Annotated in this window: 19 protein-coding genes, 1 tRNA gene and 1 pseudogene; 12 read left to right on the top strand and 9 right to left on the bottom strand. The window is 68.4% G+C overall.

What is annotated here, in order from left to right:
* Positions 1–380: 380 nt before the first annotated feature.
* Positions 381–470: transfer RNA gene (locus tag G8O29_RS17410), tRNA-Ser, on the bottom strand.
* 197 nt (positions 471–667) lie between these two features.
* Between G8O29_RS17410 and G8O29_RS17405 the strand changes: the two genes are divergently transcribed.
* From G8O29_RS17405 to G8O29_RS17390, 4 genes and pseudogenes are all read left to right on the top strand, one after another.
* The gene (locus G8O29_RS17405) at positions 668–1,519 is read left to right on the top strand and encodes a DUF2059 domain-containing protein (protein ID WP_166404486.1); all 852 of its coding nucleotides are present in this window, start codon (positions 668–670) and stop codon (positions 1,517–1,519) included.
* A 187-nt stretch (positions 1,520–1,706) separates the two neighbouring features.
* A pseudogene (gene rplU, locus G8O29_RS17400) lies at positions 1,707–2,078 on the top strand (50S ribosomal protein L21); the annotation flags it as partial.
* A gap of 117 nt (positions 2,079–2,195) precedes the next feature.
* Positions 2,196–2,465: a 50S ribosomal protein L27 gene (rpmA, locus tag G8O29_RS17395; RefSeq protein WP_166404484.1), complete on the top strand. Its 270-nt coding sequence runs from the start codon at positions 2,196–2,198 to the stop codon at positions 2,463–2,465.
* Between the two features lie 187 nt (positions 2,466–2,652).
* Positions 2,653–3,207 (top strand): GNAT family N-acetyltransferase, encoded by a 555-nt coding sequence (locus G8O29_RS17390; protein ID WP_166404483.1) that lies wholly within the window; start codon positions 2,653–2,655, stop codon positions 3,205–3,207.
* Positions 3,208–3,435: 228 nt separating this feature from the next.
* On the opposite strand, the gene G8O29_RS17385 is transcribed toward G8O29_RS17390, so the two are convergent.
* Positions 3,436–4,056, bottom strand: a complete 621-nt coding sequence (locus tag G8O29_RS17385; protein WP_166404482.1) for a thiamine phosphate synthase — start codon at positions 4,054–4,056, stop codon at positions 3,436–3,438.
* Positions 4,057–4,242: 186 nt separating this feature from the next.
* On the opposite strand from G8O29_RS17385, the gene G8O29_RS17380 reads away from it, so the two are divergent.
* The 3 genes from G8O29_RS17380 (at position 4,243) to G8O29_RS17370 (ending at position 6,912) form a co-directional block, all read left to right on the top strand.
* Positions 4,243–4,980, top strand: a complete 738-nt coding sequence (locus G8O29_RS17380) for an RNA methyltransferase (protein ID WP_166404481.1) — start codon at positions 4,243–4,245, stop codon at positions 4,978–4,980.
* Between the two features lie 278 nt (positions 4,981–5,258).
* The gene (locus G8O29_RS17375; RefSeq protein ID WP_242679172.1) at positions 5,259–6,536 is read left to right on the top strand and encodes a lytic murein transglycosylase; all 1,278 of its coding nucleotides are present in this window, start codon (positions 5,259–5,261) and stop codon (positions 6,534–6,536) included.
* A 25-nt stretch (positions 6,537–6,561) separates the two neighbouring features.
* Positions 6,562–6,912, top strand: a complete 351-nt coding sequence (locus G8O29_RS17370; RefSeq protein WP_166404480.1) for a DUF2200 domain-containing protein — start codon at positions 6,562–6,564, stop codon at positions 6,910–6,912.
* An 88-nt stretch (positions 6,913–7,000) separates the two neighbouring features.
* On the opposite strand, the gene olsA is transcribed toward G8O29_RS17370, so the two are convergent.
* The 3 genes from olsA to G8O29_RS17355 form a co-directional block, all read right to left on the bottom strand.
* Entirely contained in the window at positions 7,001–7,822 is an 822-nt protein-coding gene (gene olsA / locus G8O29_RS17365) for a lyso-ornithine lipid O-acyltransferase (RefSeq protein WP_166404479.1), read from the bottom strand.
* Positions 7,819–8,598 carry an L-ornithine N(alpha)-acyltransferase gene (gene olsB, locus G8O29_RS17360; RefSeq protein WP_166404478.1) on the bottom strand — a complete coding sequence of 260 codons (780 nt, stop codon included), beginning with the start codon at positions 8,596–8,598 and terminating at the stop codon, positions 7,819–7,821. The genes olsA and olsB overlap by 4 nt, the downstream gene beginning before the upstream one ends.
* Before the next feature lie 119 nt (positions 8,599–8,717).
* Positions 8,718–8,900, bottom strand: coding sequence for a DUF3553 domain-containing protein (locus G8O29_RS17355; RefSeq protein ID WP_166404477.1), 183 nt, complete (start codon positions 8,898–8,900; stop codon positions 8,718–8,720).
* Positions 8,901–8,926: 26 nt separating this feature from the next.
* On the opposite strand from G8O29_RS17355, the gene G8O29_RS17350 reads away from it, so the two are divergent.
* The gene (locus G8O29_RS17350; protein WP_166404476.1) at positions 8,927–9,523 is read left to right on the top strand and encodes a histidine phosphotransferase family protein; all 597 of its coding nucleotides are present in this window, start codon (positions 8,927–8,929) and stop codon (positions 9,521–9,523) included.
* Positions 9,524–9,554: 31 nt separating this feature from the next.
* Here G8O29_RS17350 and G8O29_RS17345 read toward each other — a convergent pair whose 3' ends face one another.
* Together G8O29_RS17345 and G8O29_RS17340 are read right to left on the bottom strand one after the other, a co-directional pair.
* Positions 9,555–10,391 (bottom strand): hypothetical protein, encoded by an 837-nt coding sequence (locus G8O29_RS17345; RefSeq protein ID WP_166404475.1) that lies wholly within the window; start codon positions 10,389–10,391, stop codon positions 9,555–9,557.
* Between the two features lie 73 nt (positions 10,392–10,464).
* The gene (locus G8O29_RS17340; RefSeq protein ID WP_166404474.1) at positions 10,465–12,060 is read right to left on the bottom strand and encodes a peptide chain release factor 3; all 1,596 of its coding nucleotides are present in this window, start codon (positions 12,058–12,060) and stop codon (positions 10,465–10,467) included.
* A gap of 236 nt (positions 12,061–12,296) precedes the next feature.
* On the opposite strand from G8O29_RS17340, the gene G8O29_RS17335 reads away from it, so the two are divergent.
* A complete protein-coding gene (locus G8O29_RS17335; protein WP_166404473.1) occupies positions 12,297–13,073 on the top strand; it encodes an SDR family oxidoreductase in 777 nt (258 codons plus the stop codon).
* 3 nt (positions 13,074–13,076) lie between these two features.
* Here the strand turns inward: G8O29_RS17335 and G8O29_RS17330 are convergent, their stop codons facing one another.
* Complete coding sequence (locus G8O29_RS17330; RefSeq protein ID WP_207623962.1) at positions 13,077–13,544, bottom strand: hypothetical protein; 468 nt, start codon at positions 13,542–13,544, stop codon at positions 13,077–13,079.
* Positions 13,545–13,774: 230 nt separating this feature from the next.
* Here G8O29_RS17330 and G8O29_RS17325 point away from each other — a divergent pair, with 230 nt between their 5' ends.
* On the top strand, positions 13,775–14,857 hold the full coding sequence (locus G8O29_RS17325) for an ABC transporter ATP-binding protein (RefSeq protein WP_166404471.1): 1,083 nt from the start codon (positions 13,775–13,777) through the stop codon (positions 14,855–14,857).
* Positions 14,858–14,870: 13 nt separating this feature from the next.
* On the opposite strand, the gene G8O29_RS17320 is transcribed toward G8O29_RS17325, so the two are convergent.
* Complete coding sequence (locus G8O29_RS17320) at positions 14,871–15,227, bottom strand: helix-turn-helix transcriptional regulator (protein ID WP_166404470.1); 357 nt, start codon at positions 15,225–15,227, stop codon at positions 14,871–14,873.
* A 170-nt stretch (positions 15,228–15,397) separates the two neighbouring features.
* On the opposite strand from G8O29_RS17320, the gene G8O29_RS17315 reads away from it, so the two are divergent.
* Complete coding sequence (locus tag G8O29_RS17315; protein ID WP_166404469.1) at positions 15,398–15,610, top strand: twin-arginine translocase TatA/TatE family subunit; 213 nt, start codon at positions 15,398–15,400, stop codon at positions 15,608–15,610.
* Positions 15,611–15,636: 26 nt separating this feature from the next.
* Positions 15,637–16,036: Sec-independent protein translocase protein TatB (tatB, locus tag G8O29_RS17310; RefSeq protein WP_166404468.1), on the top strand; the 400-nt coding region annotated here is incomplete at its 3' end.

The raw sequence follows: 16,036 nt of genomic DNA, 5'->3' as shown, positions 1-16,036 counted from the left end.
TTCTTCGCCAGGTCGAGCCCGACAGTGGTAACATCCAGCATGACCGTCCTCCTTTGTGGATCCTCGCAGACCCACCTCGGCACATCGATGCCGTCGGGGGGCGGTCACATCATCAGAGCCGGGGGAAATTGCCAATCCAGCGCCACCGCCACGGGGACGGCTCCCGGACGATGACAGCGGCACCGGCAGGCGCGCGGCCCAGGCGAGCAGCCCACGGCTTGTCCCGGCTGACCACGGACCATGCTCACGAAAACGTGAATGGATCACCTACCGAGGCGCGCCCCCGCCGACAAAGCCAACAAGCCTAGTGAGGACTGCTTTAGTGCCCATTTAGTGCCCCGAACAGGGCGCGCCGAATTGTCCAATGATTTCAATGGCTGTGGCGGAGAGGGTGGGATTCGAACCCACGGTAGGCGCAAACCTACAACGGTTTTCGAGACCGCCACGATCGACCACTCCGTCACCTCTCCGCGCTTCAGGGGTCGTCTATGTGGCGGGGTGGATAGCCGGGAGCCGCGCGATGCGCAAGGGGCATTCGGCAGAATGACGCGCCGGCCAGGTGCCGCGATCACGTCCTGTTGCGGCAGCCTTGCCTTGGCAAGCTCCGGCCAGGCGGCTACCTCTGGTCCAAAGGCCAATCCCCGCCGCATCCCATGGAGCGATGCTCATGTCCCTGCCGCGTCTTGCCCTTGTCGCCCTCCTGTCGGCCGCCGCGCCCGTGGCAGCCGAGACCGCCCTGCCGTCGCCAGTGGCCGGGCAGTCCGTGGCGGAACTGGGCCGGATCCTGCGGCTCGACGCCCTGTTCGAGGTGCTGCGCGAGGAGGGGCTTGCGCATGGCAGATCCATCGAGGCGGACATGTTCCCCGGGCGCGGCGGTGCGCGGTGGGAGGCGACGGTGGCGCAGATCTACGACGTCGGCCGCATGCGGGCCGGGTTCGACGCCGCCCTGGCGCAGGCCCTGGGTCCGGACACCGAGACCCTCGCAGAGGTGGCGGCCTTCTTCGGGTCCGAACTCGGTCAACGCATCCTGACGCTCGAGATCGAGGCGCGGCGCGCCTTCCTTGACACTGCCCGGGAAGAAGCGGCCCGCGTCGCGGCCGATGATGCGGCGGCGGCGCGCGATCCCAAGGTCGCGCTGATCCGAAAGATGATCGAGGCCGCCGACCTTCTGGAAAGCAATGTCGCCGGGTCGATGTCGGGCAACCTGGCCTTCATGACCGGAATGGCCGGCACCGGAGTCTATGGCCGGGCCATGTCCGAAGACGAGATCCTGGCCGATATCTGGTCGCGCGAAGACCAGATCCGGTCCGACAGCTCGACCTGGCTTTATGCCTATCTGGGTCTGGCCTACGCCCCCCTGTCCGAGGCCGAACTGCAATCCTATGTGGCCTTCTGGGAAAGCCCGGCGGGTCAGCGGCTGAACGGGGCCCTGTTCGCGGCCTTCGATCAGGTATTCCGCCCGGTGTCGCATGAGCTCGGCCGCGCCGCCGGGCAGGCGATGCTGAGCCGCGACATCTGATCGGCAGGCGCTTGACACCTGGCCCGCTTCACCGCATAAGCGCGCATCCCGGCCAGGGGCGACTCTGGGCCGGGGTCCATGTTTTCAATGACGCCCCGTCCGGGGCGCGCTGTCCGAGGCGGGGGAACCCCCGGGAACACCCGAAGGATCGGGGGCCACAGGGCGCGGAGCGATGGAAGGAAAGACCATGTTTGCGGTCCTCAAGACCGGCGGCAAGCAATACAGGGTGCAGGCGGGTGACGTGCTGCGCGTTGAAAAGCTGGATGCCGTTGCCGGTGACAAGATCCAGTTCAACGAGGTCCTGATGGTCGGCACGACCATCGGCGTGCCCTTCGTGGCCGGCGCGGCCGTGCAGGCCGAGGTGATCGACCAGATCAAGGGCGAGAAGGTCATCCACTACGTCAAGCGCCGCCGGAAGCACTCCAGCCAGCGCACCAAGGGCCACCGCCAGCACCTGACGCTGGTGCGCGTGACCGAGGTGCTGGAAAAGGGCGCCGAGAAGACGGGCGTGAAGGCCGCTGTCGGCACCGTTGCCGCCCGCCGCGCCGCGCACGAGGCACCCGGTGCCGCCAGGGCCGAAAAGCCCGTGAAAGCCGCCAAGGCCGCCGCGCCCGAGGCGGCCGAGAAACCCAAGCGTGCCGCCAAGGCCGCTGCGAGCGCAGAGGAGTAATCCCCCATGGCACACAAGAAAGCAGGCGGTTCGTCCCGCAACGGCCGCGACTCGGCCGGTCGTCGCCTCGGGGTGAAACTGTTCGGCGGCCAGCACGCCATTCCCGGCAACATCATCTGCCGCCAGCGCGGGACCAAATGGTTCCCGGGCCAGGGCGTCGGCATGGGCACCGACCACACGATCTTCGCCACCGTCGAGGGCCGCGTGACCTTCAAGAAGGGCCTCAAGGGCCGCACCTTCATTTCGGTCCTCCCCGTCCACGAGGCAGCCGAGTAAGCCGAACCTTTACAATCGGATTGTAATGGGGGGATCGGCCGAAAGGCCGGTCCCTTTCTCGTTTCCGGCCCCAGACCCGGCGCGATTGTGGCCCCTTGCCATGACGTGACCGTGAAAGGGTCAAACAATCGGGCGATTGCGCGGCTATCCGGCAATCCCCACATGAGCTTCAGAAGGGAGGGAAGCCATGATCCTGGAAAAGATCGCCAGCCCGGTCGAGATCGCGACCGAACGCTTCACGCTGCGCCCCGTCCGCAAGTCCGACGCGGGCCTCTTCGCGCTGTACGCCGGGGACAAACGCGTGGCCGAGGCGACGCAGGGCATTCCCCATCCCCTGCCGCCCGGCGCGGCCGAAGCCTTCTGCGCCCGCGCGATGGCCGCGGGCGGGGATGAGGACATCTGGGTCATGGACGGCACCCGCTCGGGCCTGCCCGAGGTCCTGGGGGTCATCAGCCTGAAGAAGATGGACCGCAACCAGTCCGAGGTGGCCTTCTGGGTGGCGCCCGCCTTCTGGAACCTCGGCATCGCCTCCGAGGCGGTCAACGCGCTGGTTGCGGCCAACCCGCAGCAGAACTGCACGATGTTTGCCGAGGCCTTTCAGGACAACCCCGGCTCGGCACGGGTGCTGACCAACGCGGGCTTCCAGTATCTCGGCGACGCCGAAAGCTTTTCGGTCGCGCGCGGGGTGAACGTTCCGACCTGGACCTATATCCGCAAGCTGGACCGGGGCGGTGGTGCTTGACCGGCAGCTCGGGCCCGAACGACTGAGGCCGGGACTTGCCTGCCGGCGAAGCCTGGGCTGCGCGACGGGACGCGACCTGAAACATGGCCCGGCGCGTGGGGCCGATCTGTCGCAGGTGGTGGTCGAACTGAGGCGAAGGCGTTTCCTGTGACGGCGGCTCCTTGTGCGCCTTCGGCTTCTCTTCGCAGGGGCGACAGCGAGGCGTGACGAAGTCATCGACAAGCGGGGTCAGCCAAGCGGCGCGAGCAGAGCCTTCAGCGCTGCCAGAGGGTCATCCGCCGACCAGATCTCTTCGCCGACGGCGAAGAAGTCGGTGACGGGGCCGAAACGCGCGACCAGCTCGGCGGTCAGCGCGCCTTCGGCGATGATCGGGACCTCGATCACCTCTGACCACCATTCGAACAGCTCGAACGGGGCCCGGCTGCCGTCTCCCAACCGCGTCTCGCCGATGGGGCCGAAGCTGACATAATCGGCCCCGGCCTCTCCTGCCGTCATCCCGTCGTGCTTCGAGGCCCCGCAGAATGCCCCCACGATCGCATCGGCGCCAAGGTCCTTGCGCGCCTTGCGGACATGGCGCGCCCCGTCGGTCAGGTGGACACCGTCAAGGCCCAGGCGCTCGGCCAGGATCAGGTGGTTGTCGATCACCACCGCCACGTCGCGGGCATGGGCCACCTCGCGCGCGGCATCGGCGGCGCGCATCAGGATGTCCTCGTCGCGGGTGCCGAGCGACAGCCGCAGGCAGGCGATCTCGGCCCCGTCGAGGATGCGGCCAATCCGGTCGGCGAAGGTCTCGGGGTCGAAGGTCGGCGGGGTGATCAGGGTGATCTGCGGGCGGTCGTCTGCGGCCATTTCGGGCTCCGGGCGTCTGATTTCCGGCCGGTCTATCAGCGTTTTGCGGGATTGGCTACCTTGGGGGACAAGGCGCGGACGGCGGTCAGCGCAAGGGCCGGTCTGGGGTCGAAGGCCACGGGGTTCTCCTTGCCTGGGGGGCGGGCCTGGCCTATCTGGCGGCAAGGCTTTCGCAAAGGTGGCTGCATGATCCCGCCCGTCTTCATCCTGGTCCGTCCGCAGATGGGCGAGAACATCGGGGCCGCCGCCCGGGCCATGCTCAACTTCGGCCTCGAAAGGATGCGGGTCGTGGGGCCGCGCGACGGCTGGCCGAACCCCAAGGCGGTGGCGATGGCTTCGGGCGCGGGGCGGGTGCTGGATCATGCGGGGCTGTTTGCCGACCTGCCGGGGGCGATCGCCGACTGCGACTTCGTCTTCGCCACCACCGCGCGGGGGCGCGAGCTGGTGAAGCAGGTCGTCACCCCCGAACGCGCGATGGAGATGGCCCGCGCGCTGGGGGCCGAGGGCAAGCGGGTGGGCGTTCTCTTCGGCCCCGAACGGGCGGGGCTGGAGAACGAGGACATCCTCCGCGCCAATGCCATCGTGACGGTGCCGGTGAACCCCGATTTCCCCTCGCTGAACCTGGCGCAGTGCGTGCTGCTTCTGGGCTATGAATGGCAGCGGCAGGGGAGCTCGGTGCCGCCTGCCGTCATGGAACTGGCCCGGACCGAGTTTGCCAGCCGCGAGGAGGTGGACCGGCTGGCCGACCATTTCGAGGAACGGCTGGAGGCGGCGGGGTTCTTCTTTCCCGTGACCAAGGCCGAGGGGATGAAGGCCAACCTGCGCAACATGTGGGGGCGGCTGGGGCTGACGCGGGCCGAGGTGCAGACCTTCCACGGCATGCTGCGGCAGATCGCCTGGAAGCTGAAGCAGCAGGGTGACTGAGGCGCCGCCTCCCCTGCGGCGCCGCGCGTGGCGCTGTGTTCAGGGCCAATGGTTTCAATGGCTTGACGGCAAGCGTTCGGGAATTCTTTACCCTGTCATGACCCGGCGCAGCCTCGATCCGTGCGGTTCGGAACGACCAGGTTTTCCTGGCGGGGATAATCGACCTGACGGGCAGGGGGCGCGGCGCGGCCTTGCCGGTCGGGCGGTTCGGGCTTGGCCTTGGGGCACCGGGACGGCTATCATCGCCGGATAACAAGAGCAGCAGGCAGGACCGGACCATGACAGAGACGATGATCGGCGAAGCTTTCACGCGGCGCGGGGTCCTGATGGGCGGGGCCGCGGCCCTGCTTTCGGCCTGTGTCCCAGGGGGCGGGGGCCGATCCGGCGGCGGCGGCGCAGGCGGCGGCTACCGGGCGCCCGACCCGGCGCCGCGCGCGGTGCCGAATGCGGGCTGGGACGCCTGGGTCGAGAGCTTCAAGGCGCGCGCGGCCGCAGGCGGGATCGGCCGCGGCACGCTGGACACGGCCTTCCGCGGCGCGGGCTTCCTGCCCGAAGTCATCGAGAAGGACCGCAACCAGACCGAATTCAAGCGCAGCCTGGAGGATTACCTGAACATCGCCACCTCGGAGGAAAGGGTCAGCCTCGGCCGCCAGAAATTCGCGCAATACGGCAGCACGCTGTCCGCGATCGAGGCCCGCTATGGCGTCGAGGGCCATGTCGTCGCGGCGGTCTGGGGGCTGGAAAGCTTTTACGGCACGCGACGTGGCAACGTGCCGGTGATCTCGGCGCTGTCCACGCTGGCCTACGAGGGCCGGCGCGGCGCCTTCTTCGAAAGCCAGCTCATCGCGGCGCTGAAGATCATCCAGGCGGGGGATGTCTCTCCGGCCGCGATGACGGGCAGCTGGGCGGGGGCAATGGGCCATACCCAGTTCATCCCGACCAGCTATCTGGCCTATGCGGTGGATTTCACCGGCGACGGGCGGCGCGACATCTGGTCGGAGGACCCGACCGACGCGCTGGCCTCGACCGCCTCCTATCTGGCGCGGTCGGGCTGGACGCGTGGCCTGCCCTGGGGAATGGAGGTCTCGCTGCCCGCGGGGTTCAACACCGGCCTTCTGGGGCGCGGCAACGGACGGTCGGCGGCCGAGTGGCAATCCCTTGGCGTGCGCGCGGCCGACGGGCGGGCGCTGGCGGGCGGCTCGATCATCGCGGGCGGCAACAGCGGCGGCGCGCCCCATTTCCTGCTGACGCAGAATTTCGCCACCATCCTGCGCTACAACAACGCGCAGAACTATGCGATCGGGGTCGGGCATCTGTCGGACCGGATCCTGGGCCGGGGTCCGGTGCAGGCCAGCTTCGGCCCGGATGCCAACGGGCTGACCAGGGCCGACCGGCAGGAGTTGCAGCGGCTGCTGACCGCGCGGGGCTTCGATACCGGCGGCACCGACGGGGTGATCGGGGCCAGGACCAAGGCCGCGATCAGTGCGTGGCAGGCGAGCGTCGGGGTTCCGGTGACGGGCGAGCCGAGCCTGGAGCTGTTGCGCCGGCTGCGCTGAGCGCTGCGGGGCGGGGAGGGCAGCGATGACCCATCGCATCCATTCGATGAGCCTGGCCAAGGTCTATCCGCTGTATCTGGCCAAGGTCGCGCGCAAGGGCCGCACCCAGGCCGAGCTGGATACGGTGATCCTCTGGCTGACCGGCCATGACGCGGCCGGGTTGGCGGCGGTGCTGGAGCGGGGCGACGATTTCGCCCGGTTCTTCGCCGAGGCCCCGGCGCTGAACCCGAATCGCGCGCGCGTGACGGGGGTGATCTGCGGCGTGCGGATCGAGGAGATCGCCGAACCGCTGATGCGCGAGATCCGCATCCTGGACAAGCTGGTGGACGAACTGGCCAAGGGCCGGCCGCTGGAAAAGGTGCTGCGGCAGGGCTGAGCGCGCCCGGTCCCGTCGGCCGCGTGCGGGTGGCGGCGGCAGATGCCTCCGGCGGGAGTATTTGGGACATGGGCAAATGCTGTGGCGTTCAGTCCACGGCGTTGACATGGGCGGTACGGATCACCCGTTCGCAGTGCTGCGCCAGCTGCTTGCGGTTCTCGAAGGCATCGACGGGAACTTCGGGGTGGAAGATGACCTCGACCCGGCCCTGCGGCGCGGTGGCAAGGGTTTTCAGAAGGTGGCCGGCGAAATCCATGTCGCCCCACCAGCCGTAATGACGGGGGTCGGCGCCTGCGGGGGCGTGGAAGATCACGGTGACCGGCTGGATGTGCATGCTGCGCTCCAGGGCGGGCGAGAAGAAGGCCTGGAACAGGGTGGACTTGAAGGGCAGGACGCGGATCGCGTCGGTCGAGGTGCCTTCGGGGAAGAACAGCAGGCGATGGCCGGCCTGAAGGCGGGATTCGAAGATCTGCTGCTGTTTCTTCGCCTCGGTCCCCTTGCGGGCGATGAAGACGGTGCCGGTGGCGCGGGCCAGCCAGCCGATGCCGGGCCAGTCGGCGACCTCGGCCTTGGCGACGAAACAGACGGTCTGGGCGGCGTTGAGGACGAAGATGTCCAGCCAGGAGGAATGGTTGGCCACGATCGCTCCGGGCCGGGTCATGGGCGAGCCGTGGACGGTCATGGGCAGGCGGAGGATGGCCAGCGCGCCGCGGCAGACGGTGCGGGTGATCTGCGGAGTGACGGGGCGCGCCTGGCCGCAGAGCGGCCATTCCACCAGCCGGACCAGGAGCAGCACGACGAGGCCGCCATAGGTCAGCGTCGAAAGCAGCGCGCCGCGCCAGATCACGCGGAGCCAGCCTGCGGGGGTGATGTGCAGGGGCGGCGGGGGGGCAGACTGCCAGTCGCTCATCCGCCGGCCTTGCGGACGTAGAATTCGCGGTGGCGGGCCGACATCTGGCCGGTGTCCATCACCAGGCAGACATCGGTGGTGTTGAAGTCGTGGTCGATCCAGGCGCCGTCGCCGACGAAGCCGCCCAGCCGGAGATAGGCCTTGATCAGCGCCGGGGTGGCCGCCATGGCGGCGCGGCGGTCGAGGCTGGATGCGGGGATCAGGTCCATCTCCTGCCGGTGCGGGGGCAGGGCGCGGACCCGCATCTCCGGCGGGGCGAGGTGGTGGTGATGCAGGTAGGACAAGGGCTGGGCCAGGGCCGCGATGTCGGTGCCGTGGAAGGAGGCCGCGCCGAACAGCACTTCGATCCCGCGGTCCAGCACATAGTCGGCCAGCCCGTTCCAGAGGTGGAACATCGCTGTGCCGCCGCGGTGGTCGGCCCGGACGCAGGAGCGGCCCAGCTCCAGGAGGTGCCGGCCCGAGGCGATGAGCGGCGTCAGGTCGAACTCGGTCTCGGAATAGAAGCGCCCGGCGGCGGCGCGGCGTTCGCCCGGCATGATGCGGTAGGCGCCGATGACATGGGCGGTCGTGGCCGGATCGACGCGGCGGTCGACGAGGATCAGGTGGTCGAAATACGGGTCGAACGCATCGCGTTCGAGGCCGGCCGCATGATCGACCAGCGGGCCATCGCCGCCAAGCTCGCGCACGAAGACCTGGTAGCGCAGGGCCTGGGCCGCGGCCAGATCCTCGGGCGTGGTCGCCAGCCGCACGGCATAGGGGGCAGGTTCGGCAGACATCGACCCGGTTCAGGACTTCCAACGGGTCTGACTTACCGACCGGGGGCCGACTTTGCAACCGTCTGCCGGACTGCCGTCGCCCTGGCAATTCCCGGTTGAGTTTCGGCGGGGAATTCGCACTATGGATGATCAGGTTCCGCCACCGGCATGAGGAAGACCCGCTTGCTGTCGATCACCACCTTTCCGGCATGTTCGAAGTTCACCGTCACCCTGTTGTCGACGTTCGACTGTACCTGACCCAGACCCCAGTCGTCCCGCTCCGGGTGTCTGACCAGCATGCCCGGTTCCAGAAGTGCCGCCATACCCTGTCCTTTCGCCCGGTTCGACGATGCAAGACAAGCCTGACCTCGCCGCCCTGATCGCCTCGCGCATCTGCCATGACCTTATCAGCCCGATCGGGGCGATAGGCAACGGGGTGGAGCTTCTGGCGATGGAGCCGGGCGGCGCCCGGCCCGAAATGGCGCTGATTTCCGAAAGCGTGGCCAATGCCAATGCGCGGATCCGCTTTTTCCGGGTCTGTTTCGGCCAGGCCGGAAGCGACCAGCGGATCGGCCGGACCGAGGTGGTCTCGATCCTGGGCGACCTCGGCCGCGGCGGGCGGATCGCCTATGCCTGGACCAGTCCGGCAGACCTGCCCCGGCGCGAGGTGCGGCTGGCGTTCCTGCTGTTGCAATGCCTGGAAAGCGCGCTGGCCTATGGCGGCCGGATCAGCGTGACCCGGGGCGATAGCGGCTGGATGGTCCTGGCCGAGGCGCCCCGGCTGAAGGTCGATCCCGCGCTGTGGGAAGTGCTGACCGAGCCGCGGGCGCCCGCCGAGATCGGCGCGAACCAGGTGCATTTCGCGCTGGTGCCGGAAGAACTGGCGCGCCAGGGCCGGCGCCTGGTTACCGAGATCGGCGCGACGACGATCCGGCTGACCTTCTGAGCCGCCCGCGCGTGCCGCCCTGTTTCGGGCGTCAGCCCGGCCGGCCGGTCTCTGTCGGGCCCGGCGGCAGGTCGTCGATGGCCCGGGCGATGCGCTCCATCTGCTTGCCTGCCCGCATCATCCCGATCCGGCGGAACAGCCCGCGCGGGTCGCAGTTCAGCCGCTGCAAGAGATGGCAGGCCAGCGGCCCCACGACCGGGGCCTTGCGCGCCTCGTTCCAGATCTGGGCCAGCAGGTTGATGTCCAGGCCCCCGTCGCCCAGGTTGAAATGCGGCATGTCCAGGGGCAGGCGGCGCGACCGGATGCGGCGGATCGGAAAAGGGGTCGCGGCATCGAGACCCGAATGGAGGCGTTCGAATTCGTAAAGCTTCATCAGCGAAAACAATATGTTGATCGACAGTCCCACCCGCCTCTGCGCCTCGGTCTCGCCGTGGTCGCCGAAGGTGATGGCCGAGGAGATCAGCCAGCGGCCCGGCAGTTCGGGCATGAGCTGCGGCCCGGCCTCGGCCCAGATGCGGCGGAAAAGGGCAGGGGCATGGGCCGGGAACCGCTGTTTCCTCAGATGCGCGATCAGGATCGCGTTGACTGCGGCCAGTTCCGGCTTGCCCGCCAGTTCGACCCGCATCTGGTGCAGCTTGCGGGCGTGGAGCGTCTGCGACCCTTGCAGCGGCGGCAGGTTTTCCGGAATCCGCGCGGCGAGAAGCGGCGCAAGGTCGAGATCGGCGGGCGGGAACCAGTCGCGGGCAGCAAGCTTCAGCCGGCGCCGGCGCTGGCCCCAGATCTGGATCAGGCTGTCGGGGGCATCCGGATAGGTCTCGATCGGCGTGTCCGGATCGGGCTGGGGCGGGTCGGGCTCGGCGGTCGTCATGCTGGCTTGGGCCTCCGGCGCCACGAAGTGGTGGAAGAGGCTAGGGCGACCGACGCGGGCGGTCAAGCGCGGCTCAGACCATCATCTCCTTGGTCGCGGTCAGCTTGACGCCGGGATAGTCGCGCACCACGCGGTCGATGTCCCATTGCAGGCGGGTCAGGAACACCAGATCGCCGTCGCTGTCATGCGCGATGTGGCCCTTGTTCACGTTCACCAGCTTGTCGATCTCGGCCTTGTCGCCGGAGATCCAGCGGGCAGAGGTGAAGTTCGACCCTTCAAAGCGGACGGGCAGGGAATATTCCTGCTCGATCCGGCTGGCCAGCACGTCGAATTGCAGGGCGCCCACCACGCCGACGATGTAGCCCGAGCCGATCATCGGCTTGAACACCTTGGCGGCGCCCTCCTCGGCGAATTGGGTCAGGGCCTTTTCCAGATGCTTGGCCTTCATCGGGTCGGTCGCGCGGATGGTCTGGAGGAGTTCCGGCGCGAAGGACGGGATGCCGGTGAAGCGCAGGGACTCCCCTTCGGTCAGCGCGTCGCCGATGCGCAGCTGGCCGTGGTTCGGGATGCCGATGATGTCGCCGGCCCAGGCTTCCTCGGCCAGTTCGCGGTCGGCGGCCAGGAAGAGGACCGGGTTGGTGATCGACATCGGCTTCTTCGTGCGCACATGGTGCAGCTTCATGCCGCGTTCGAAATGGCCCGAGGCGAGGCGGACGAAGGCCACCCGGTCGCGGTGTTTCGGGTCCATGTTGGCCTGGACCTTGAAGACAAAGCCGGTGACGGCGGGTTCCGAAGGGTCGATCTGGCGTTCCGCGGCCTTCTGGGGTTCCGGTTCCGGCCCGTATTCGCCGATGCCGTCCATCAGCTCCTTCACGCCGAAGGAGTTGATGGCGCTTCCGAACCAGATCGGCGTCATCGACCCGTTCAGGAAGGCCGTGCGGTCGAAGGCGGGCAAGAGTTCGCGCGCCATCTCCAATTCGTCATGGAACTTCTGCAACAGCTCGGCCGGGATATGTTCGGCCAGCTTCGGGTCATCCACGCCGCTGATCTTGATCGATTCCGCCACCCGGTTGCGGTCGGCGCGGTCCATGATCTCCAGCCGGTCGTGCAGAAGGTCATAGGCCCCGATGAAATCGCGCCCCTGGCCTATCGGCCAGCTTGCCGGCGTCACGTCGATCGCCAGGTTTTCCTGGATCTCGTCGATGATCTCGAACACGTCGCGGCTTTCCCGGTCCATCTTGTTGCAGAAGGTCAGGATCGGCAGGTCGCGCAACCGGCAGACCTCGAACAGCTTGCGCGTCTGGGACTCCACGCCCTTCGCCCCGTCGATCACCATGATCGCGGCGTCGACGGCGGTCAGCGTGCGGTAGGTGTCTTCGGAAAAGTCGCTGTGACCGGGGGTGTCCACCAGGTTGAAGCGGAACTCGCGGTAGTCGAAGGACATGGCCGAGGCGGAGACGGAAATCCCGCGCTCCTGCTCCAGCTTCATGAAGTCGGACCTTGTGCGCCGCGCATCGCCCTTGGCGCGAACCTGGCCGGCCATCTGGATCGCGCCCCCGAACAGCAGGAACTTTTCGGTCAGCGTGGTCTTGCCCGCGTCGGGGTGCGAGATGATCGCAAAGGTCCGGCGGCGGGCGATTTCGGGCGGAAGGGGGGCGCGGTTCGACATGCGCCCCCCATACCGCGCGTCCGGGCTGGCCGCAACACGGCCGCTGAGGTGGGGGCCGAAAGGCGCTCTGGCGCGCGCGTCTGTGGTCAGGGTTGCGACCTGCGCTGCCGCCTTGGCGCCGGGGGCCGTCTGCCCCCGGACCCCCGAGAGTATTTCTGACATGGGCAAGCAGGGGATGGGCTTGGCCCCCTGCGGCGCGGCTGCTAGGCTTTGCGGTGGAACGTCAGGGGGAAATGATGGATCTCGGAATACGCGGAAAGCGTGCGCTGGTCTGTGCGTCGTCCAAGGGGCTGGGCCGGGGCTGTGCCGAGGCCCTGGCCGAGGCGGGCGCCGATCTGGTGATGAACGCGCGCGGGGCCGAGGCGCTGGAGAGCGCCGCTGCGGATATCCGGGCGCGGCATCAGGTGAACGTGGTCGCCGTGGCCGCCGACATCACTACCGAGGCGGGCCGAATGGCGGTGCTGGAGCATGGGCCCTTCGACATCCTCGTGACGAACGCAGGCGGGCCGCCGCCTGGGATGTGGTCGGACTGGAGCCGCGAGGATTTCATCAAGGCGCTGGACGCCAACATGCTGACGCCCATCGCGCTGATGCAGGCGGTGCTGCCGGGAATGATGGCGCAGGGCTGGGGCCGGGTGGTGAACATCACCAGCGTCTCCGTCAAGGCGCCGGTTTCGGTGCTGGGCCTGTCGAACGCGGCGCGGGCGGGGCTGACGGGCTTTGTCGCGGGCACCTCGCGGCAGGTGGCGGGCAGGGGCGTCACGATCAACAACCTGCTGCCCGGCATCCATGCCACCGACCGCGCCATCGCGCTGGATGCGGCGGTGGTCAAGGCGCGCGGGATCAGCATGGAGGAAGCCATCGCCGAACGCGCCGCCACGATCCCCGCCGGGCGCTATGGCACCCCGGCCGAGTTCGGCGCCGCCTGTGCCTTCCTGTGTTCGCAGCACGCAGGCTTCATCGTCGGGCAGAATATCCTTCTGGACGGCGGTGCGACGAACACGACGCTGTAGGCTTCAGCCGTAAGCCCCGCGCCGTCGGCCGGGATCGATCACGCCCAGTGTCGCCAGAAGGCTTGCCCCAAGCGCCCAGGCCCAGGCCCCGGCGCCAAGCATGCCATGGGTCATGTCGGGGATGGCCGAGCCCGAGAAGGAAAGACCCGTCGCATCGGCCTTGCCGATCAGCGACAACAGCGCCCAGGCCACCAGCGCGACCGGGAGCGCCCCGGTCAGCACCGCGAGAAGCCGCGACTCGCGCCCGAAAAGCGCGAAGGCGACGAAGAGTGCGGCCAGCACGAAGGAACAGCCATAGGCGATCGTTTCGGGCCGGGCGCCGGACAGGATTTCCTGGGCCCGGGCCTGGTCCATCTCGCGCAGGACGGTCCAGGGGACCACGTTCTCGCCGAAGGGCGAAGAGAGCCAGGGCAGAAACAGACTGGCAAGAATGGCAAGGGCGGCGGCAAGGGCAAGGGGACGGGACAACATCGCGGCACCTGTGGGCAGAGCAACCCGTTCAGCGAAGCACCGCTTGACCCTTGCGTCAAATTCCTGCCCCCGAAACCGCGAAATTGGCGCGGCTGCCGCATCAATCCGCCAAAGCGGCCCGGGTTTGATGCGCAGTCGTCCCGAGTGCGACACCGCGCGCGTCCGGTGCAGACTTGCCCGCCCCGACTCGCGCTGCTAGGGGAAAGCCTGACCGATTTTCTTGAGAATCCATGCCCGACACCCTGCCCCTGCGCCTGGACGTGACCAACCTCAGCCGGTCCTTCGGCGGGCGGAAGGTGGTGGACGGGGTGTCGCTGTCGGTGGCGGCGGGGCAGGTGACCTGCCTGCTGGGTCCTTCGGGCTGCGGCAAGTCCACCACGCTGCGGATCATCGCCGGGGTCGATCGCGCCGATGCCGGCGAGGTGCGCCTGGACGGGCAGACCGTCGCCGGGCCGGGGGTGCATGTGCCGCCGGAACTGCGCTCGGTCGGGCTGATGTTCCAGGACTTCGCCCTGTTCCCGCATCTGACGGTGGCCGAGAACGTGGGCTTCGGGCTGCGCCTCGACCGGGCGGAAAAGGCGCGCCGGGTGGGCGAGCTGCTGGAGAAGGTGGATCTGGGCGGCTTCGGGCCGAAGCATCCGCACGAGCTTTCGGGGGGCGAGCAGCAGCGGGTCGCGCTGGCGCGGGCGCTGGCGCCCAATCCGCGGGTGATGCTGATGGACGAACCCTTTTCGGGGCTGGACAACCGCCTGCGCGACGGCATCCGCGACCGCACGCTCGACCTTCTGAAAGAGGCGGGGACGGCGGTGCTTCTGGTCACGCACGAACCCGACGAGGCGATGCGGATGGCCGACGAGATCGCGCTGATGCGCGGCGGGCGGATCGTGCAGAAGGGCGCGCCCTACAACGTCTACAACGCGCCGGTGGACAAGGCGGCGGCGGCCTTCTTCAGCGATGTCAACGTGGTCCGGGGCATCTCGCGCGGGGCGCTGACCGAAACGCCGTTCGGGGCCTTCCTGACCCCGGGCCATGCCGACGGCGCAGAGGTCGAGATCGTGATCCGCCCGCAACATCTGCGCATCGACTTCGACCGCGGCGGGCGCGGCCCGAACCCGACCCCCGAGGACGGGGTGCCTGCGCGCGGCACCGTCCTGCGCAGCCGCTATCTGGGGCGCGAAAGCCTGGTCGATTTCGCGATGGATTTCGAGGGCGCCAAGCTGACGGCAAGCGTCCCGGGGGTCTTCCTGCCCAAGCCCGGCACGGTGCTGTGGCTGATGATCCGACGCGACCGCTGTTTCGTCTTCGGGGTCTGATGCCTTTGCGGGATCAGGGCGGCTCGACCTCGATCCCCGATTGCGGCAGCAGGGTGGCGACCTTGTACAGCAGGCTGCGCGCCGCCTTCGCCCGTGGGTTCCCCTCGCGGCCAACATGCCGCAACCCCTCGACCAGGGCCTCCAGCTCCTCGGGCGTCAGCATCGTCGGCGGCAGCACCAGCGGCGAGCGCAGGATATAGCCAAGCCCGCGTTCGCCCTCGACCGGCATGCCGGTGGCTGCCAGCATCTCCATGTCGCGCCAGATCGTGCGGGTCGAGACCCCGGTGCGCGCGGCCAGTTCCGAGGCCGTATGCAGCCGGCCGTCGCGCAGGGCCTGGACGATGTCGTAAAGGCGGGCGTCGCGTTTCATGGGGTCTTCCGGGTGCAGCAGGGGCAGTATCACCCGTCCTGCTGACAAAATACTGTCAGTTGACTGCGCTTGCCAAGCGGCTTGGGTCTTGGAACTCGGGGGATCGGGGGCGTAATTGGAGGCAGTGACGGAATCCGCCCCGGGTTCGGGGCCTGCATGGAGGGCTTCTCATGCTCAACAACATCGGTCTTCCCGGTCTGATCCTGATTGCGGTCGTGCTTCTGGTCCTGTTCGGCAAGGGCAAGGTGTCCAGCCTGATGGGCGAGGTCGGCAAGGGGATCACCGCGTTCAAGAAAGGTGTGAACGAAGGCAGCAAGGAAATCGAGGACGCCAAGGCAGAGGCGGCCAAGGACGTGACTCCCGCCGAGAAGGACAAGGTCTGACCTGACGGCCTTTCGGGAGACGCGGGATGGATTTCAGCTGGTCCGAACTTCTGGTCGTCGGCATCGTCGCGCTGATCTTCATCGGCCCGAAGGACCTGCCCGGCATGTTCCGCGAGCTTGGCCGGTTCACCGCCAAGGTCCGGTCCATGGGGCGCGAGTTCAGCCGGGCGATGGACCAGGCCGCGAGGGACAGCGGCGTCAAGGACGTGGCGGAGGATCTGAAGAAGGTGACCTCGCCCAAGGCGATGGGCCTTGATGCGGTGAAGTCCGCCGCCGACAGGTTCGAGAAATGGGATCCGCTGAAGAATGCGGCCAAGCCGACGAAACCGCTGACCCCGGCGCCGATTCCGGCGGCGGCGCCGGCTGCCTCTGCGGCGGCTCCGGCGGCCGAGGCGCCTCTGGCCGCCGCCGCGCCCGCCGCCGCGC

The organism is Rhodobacter calidifons, from assembly GCF_011174775.1.
GTDB lineage: Bacteria > Pseudomonadota > Alphaproteobacteria > Rhodobacterales > Rhodobacteraceae > Tabrizicola > Tabrizicola calidifons.
Note: the sequence above shows the minus strand (reverse complement) of the source record. Positions and strands in the feature narration are given on the sequence as shown.

Excerpts from the sequence above, each read along its gene's own strand:
- G8O29_RS17385 (WP_166404482.1), bottom strand. The coding sequence starts at position 4,056 with ATGGCCGCAGACGACCGCCCGCAGATCACCCTGATCACCCCGCCGACC.
- G8O29_RS17380 (WP_166404481.1), top strand. The coding sequence starts at position 4,243 with ATGATCCCGCCCGTCTTCATCCTGGTCCGTCCGCAGATGGGCGAGAAC.
- G8O29_RS17325 (WP_166404471.1), top strand. The coding sequence starts at position 13,775 with ATGCCCGACACCCTGCCCCTGCGCCTGGACGTGACCAACCTCAGCCGG.
- G8O29_RS17405 (WP_166404486.1), top strand. The coding sequence starts at position 668 with ATGTCCCTGCCGCGTCTTGCCCTTGTCGCCCTCCTGTCGGCCGCCGCG.
- G8O29_RS17355 (WP_166404477.1), bottom strand. The coding sequence starts at position 8,900 with ATGGCGGCACTTCTGGAACCGGGCATGCTGGTCAGACACCCGGAGCGG.
- G8O29_RS17350 (WP_166404476.1), top strand. The coding sequence starts at position 8,927 with ATGCAAGACAAGCCTGACCTCGCCGCCCTGATCGCCTCGCGCATCTGC.
- G8O29_RS17375 (WP_242679172.1), top strand. The coding sequence starts at position 5,259 with ATGACAGAGACGATGATCGGCGAAGCTTTCACGCGGCGCGGGGTCCTG.
- G8O29_RS17340 (WP_166404474.1), bottom strand. The coding sequence starts at position 12,060 with ATGTCGAACCGCGCCCCCCTTCCGCCCGAAATCGCCCGCCGCCGGACC.
- G8O29_RS17320 (WP_166404470.1), bottom strand. The coding sequence starts at position 15,227 with ATGAAACGCGACGCCCGCCTTTACGACATCGTCCAGGCCCTGCGCGAC.
- G8O29_RS17315 (WP_166404469.1), top strand. The coding sequence starts at position 15,398 with ATGCTCAACAACATCGGTCTTCCCGGTCTGATCCTGATTGCGGTCGTG.
- olsA (WP_166404479.1), bottom strand. The coding sequence starts at position 7,822 with ATGAGCGACTGGCAGTCTGCCCCCCCGCCGCCCCTGCACATCACCCCC.
- G8O29_RS17390 (WP_166404483.1), top strand. The coding sequence starts at position 2,653 with ATGATCCTGGAAAAGATCGCCAGCCCGGTCGAGATCGCGACCGAACGC.
- G8O29_RS17330 (WP_207623962.1), bottom strand. The coding sequence starts at position 13,544 with ATGTTGTCCCGTCCCCTTGCCCTTGCCGCCGCCCTTGCCATTCTTGCC.
- G8O29_RS17345 (WP_166404475.1), bottom strand. The coding sequence starts at position 10,391 with ATGACGACCGCCGAGCCCGACCCGCCCCAGCCCGATCCGGACACGCCG.
- G8O29_RS17335 (WP_166404473.1), top strand. The coding sequence starts at position 12,297 with ATGGATCTCGGAATACGCGGAAAGCGTGCGCTGGTCTGTGCGTCGTCC.
- olsB (WP_166404478.1), bottom strand. The coding sequence starts at position 8,598 with ATGTCTGCCGAACCTGCCCCCTATGCCGTGCGGCTGGCGACCACGCCC.
- rpmA (WP_166404484.1), top strand. The coding sequence starts at position 2,196 with ATGGCACACAAGAAAGCAGGCGGTTCGTCCCGCAACGGCCGCGACTCG.
- G8O29_RS17370 (WP_166404480.1), top strand. The coding sequence starts at position 6,562 with ATGACCCATCGCATCCATTCGATGAGCCTGGCCAAGGTCTATCCGCTG.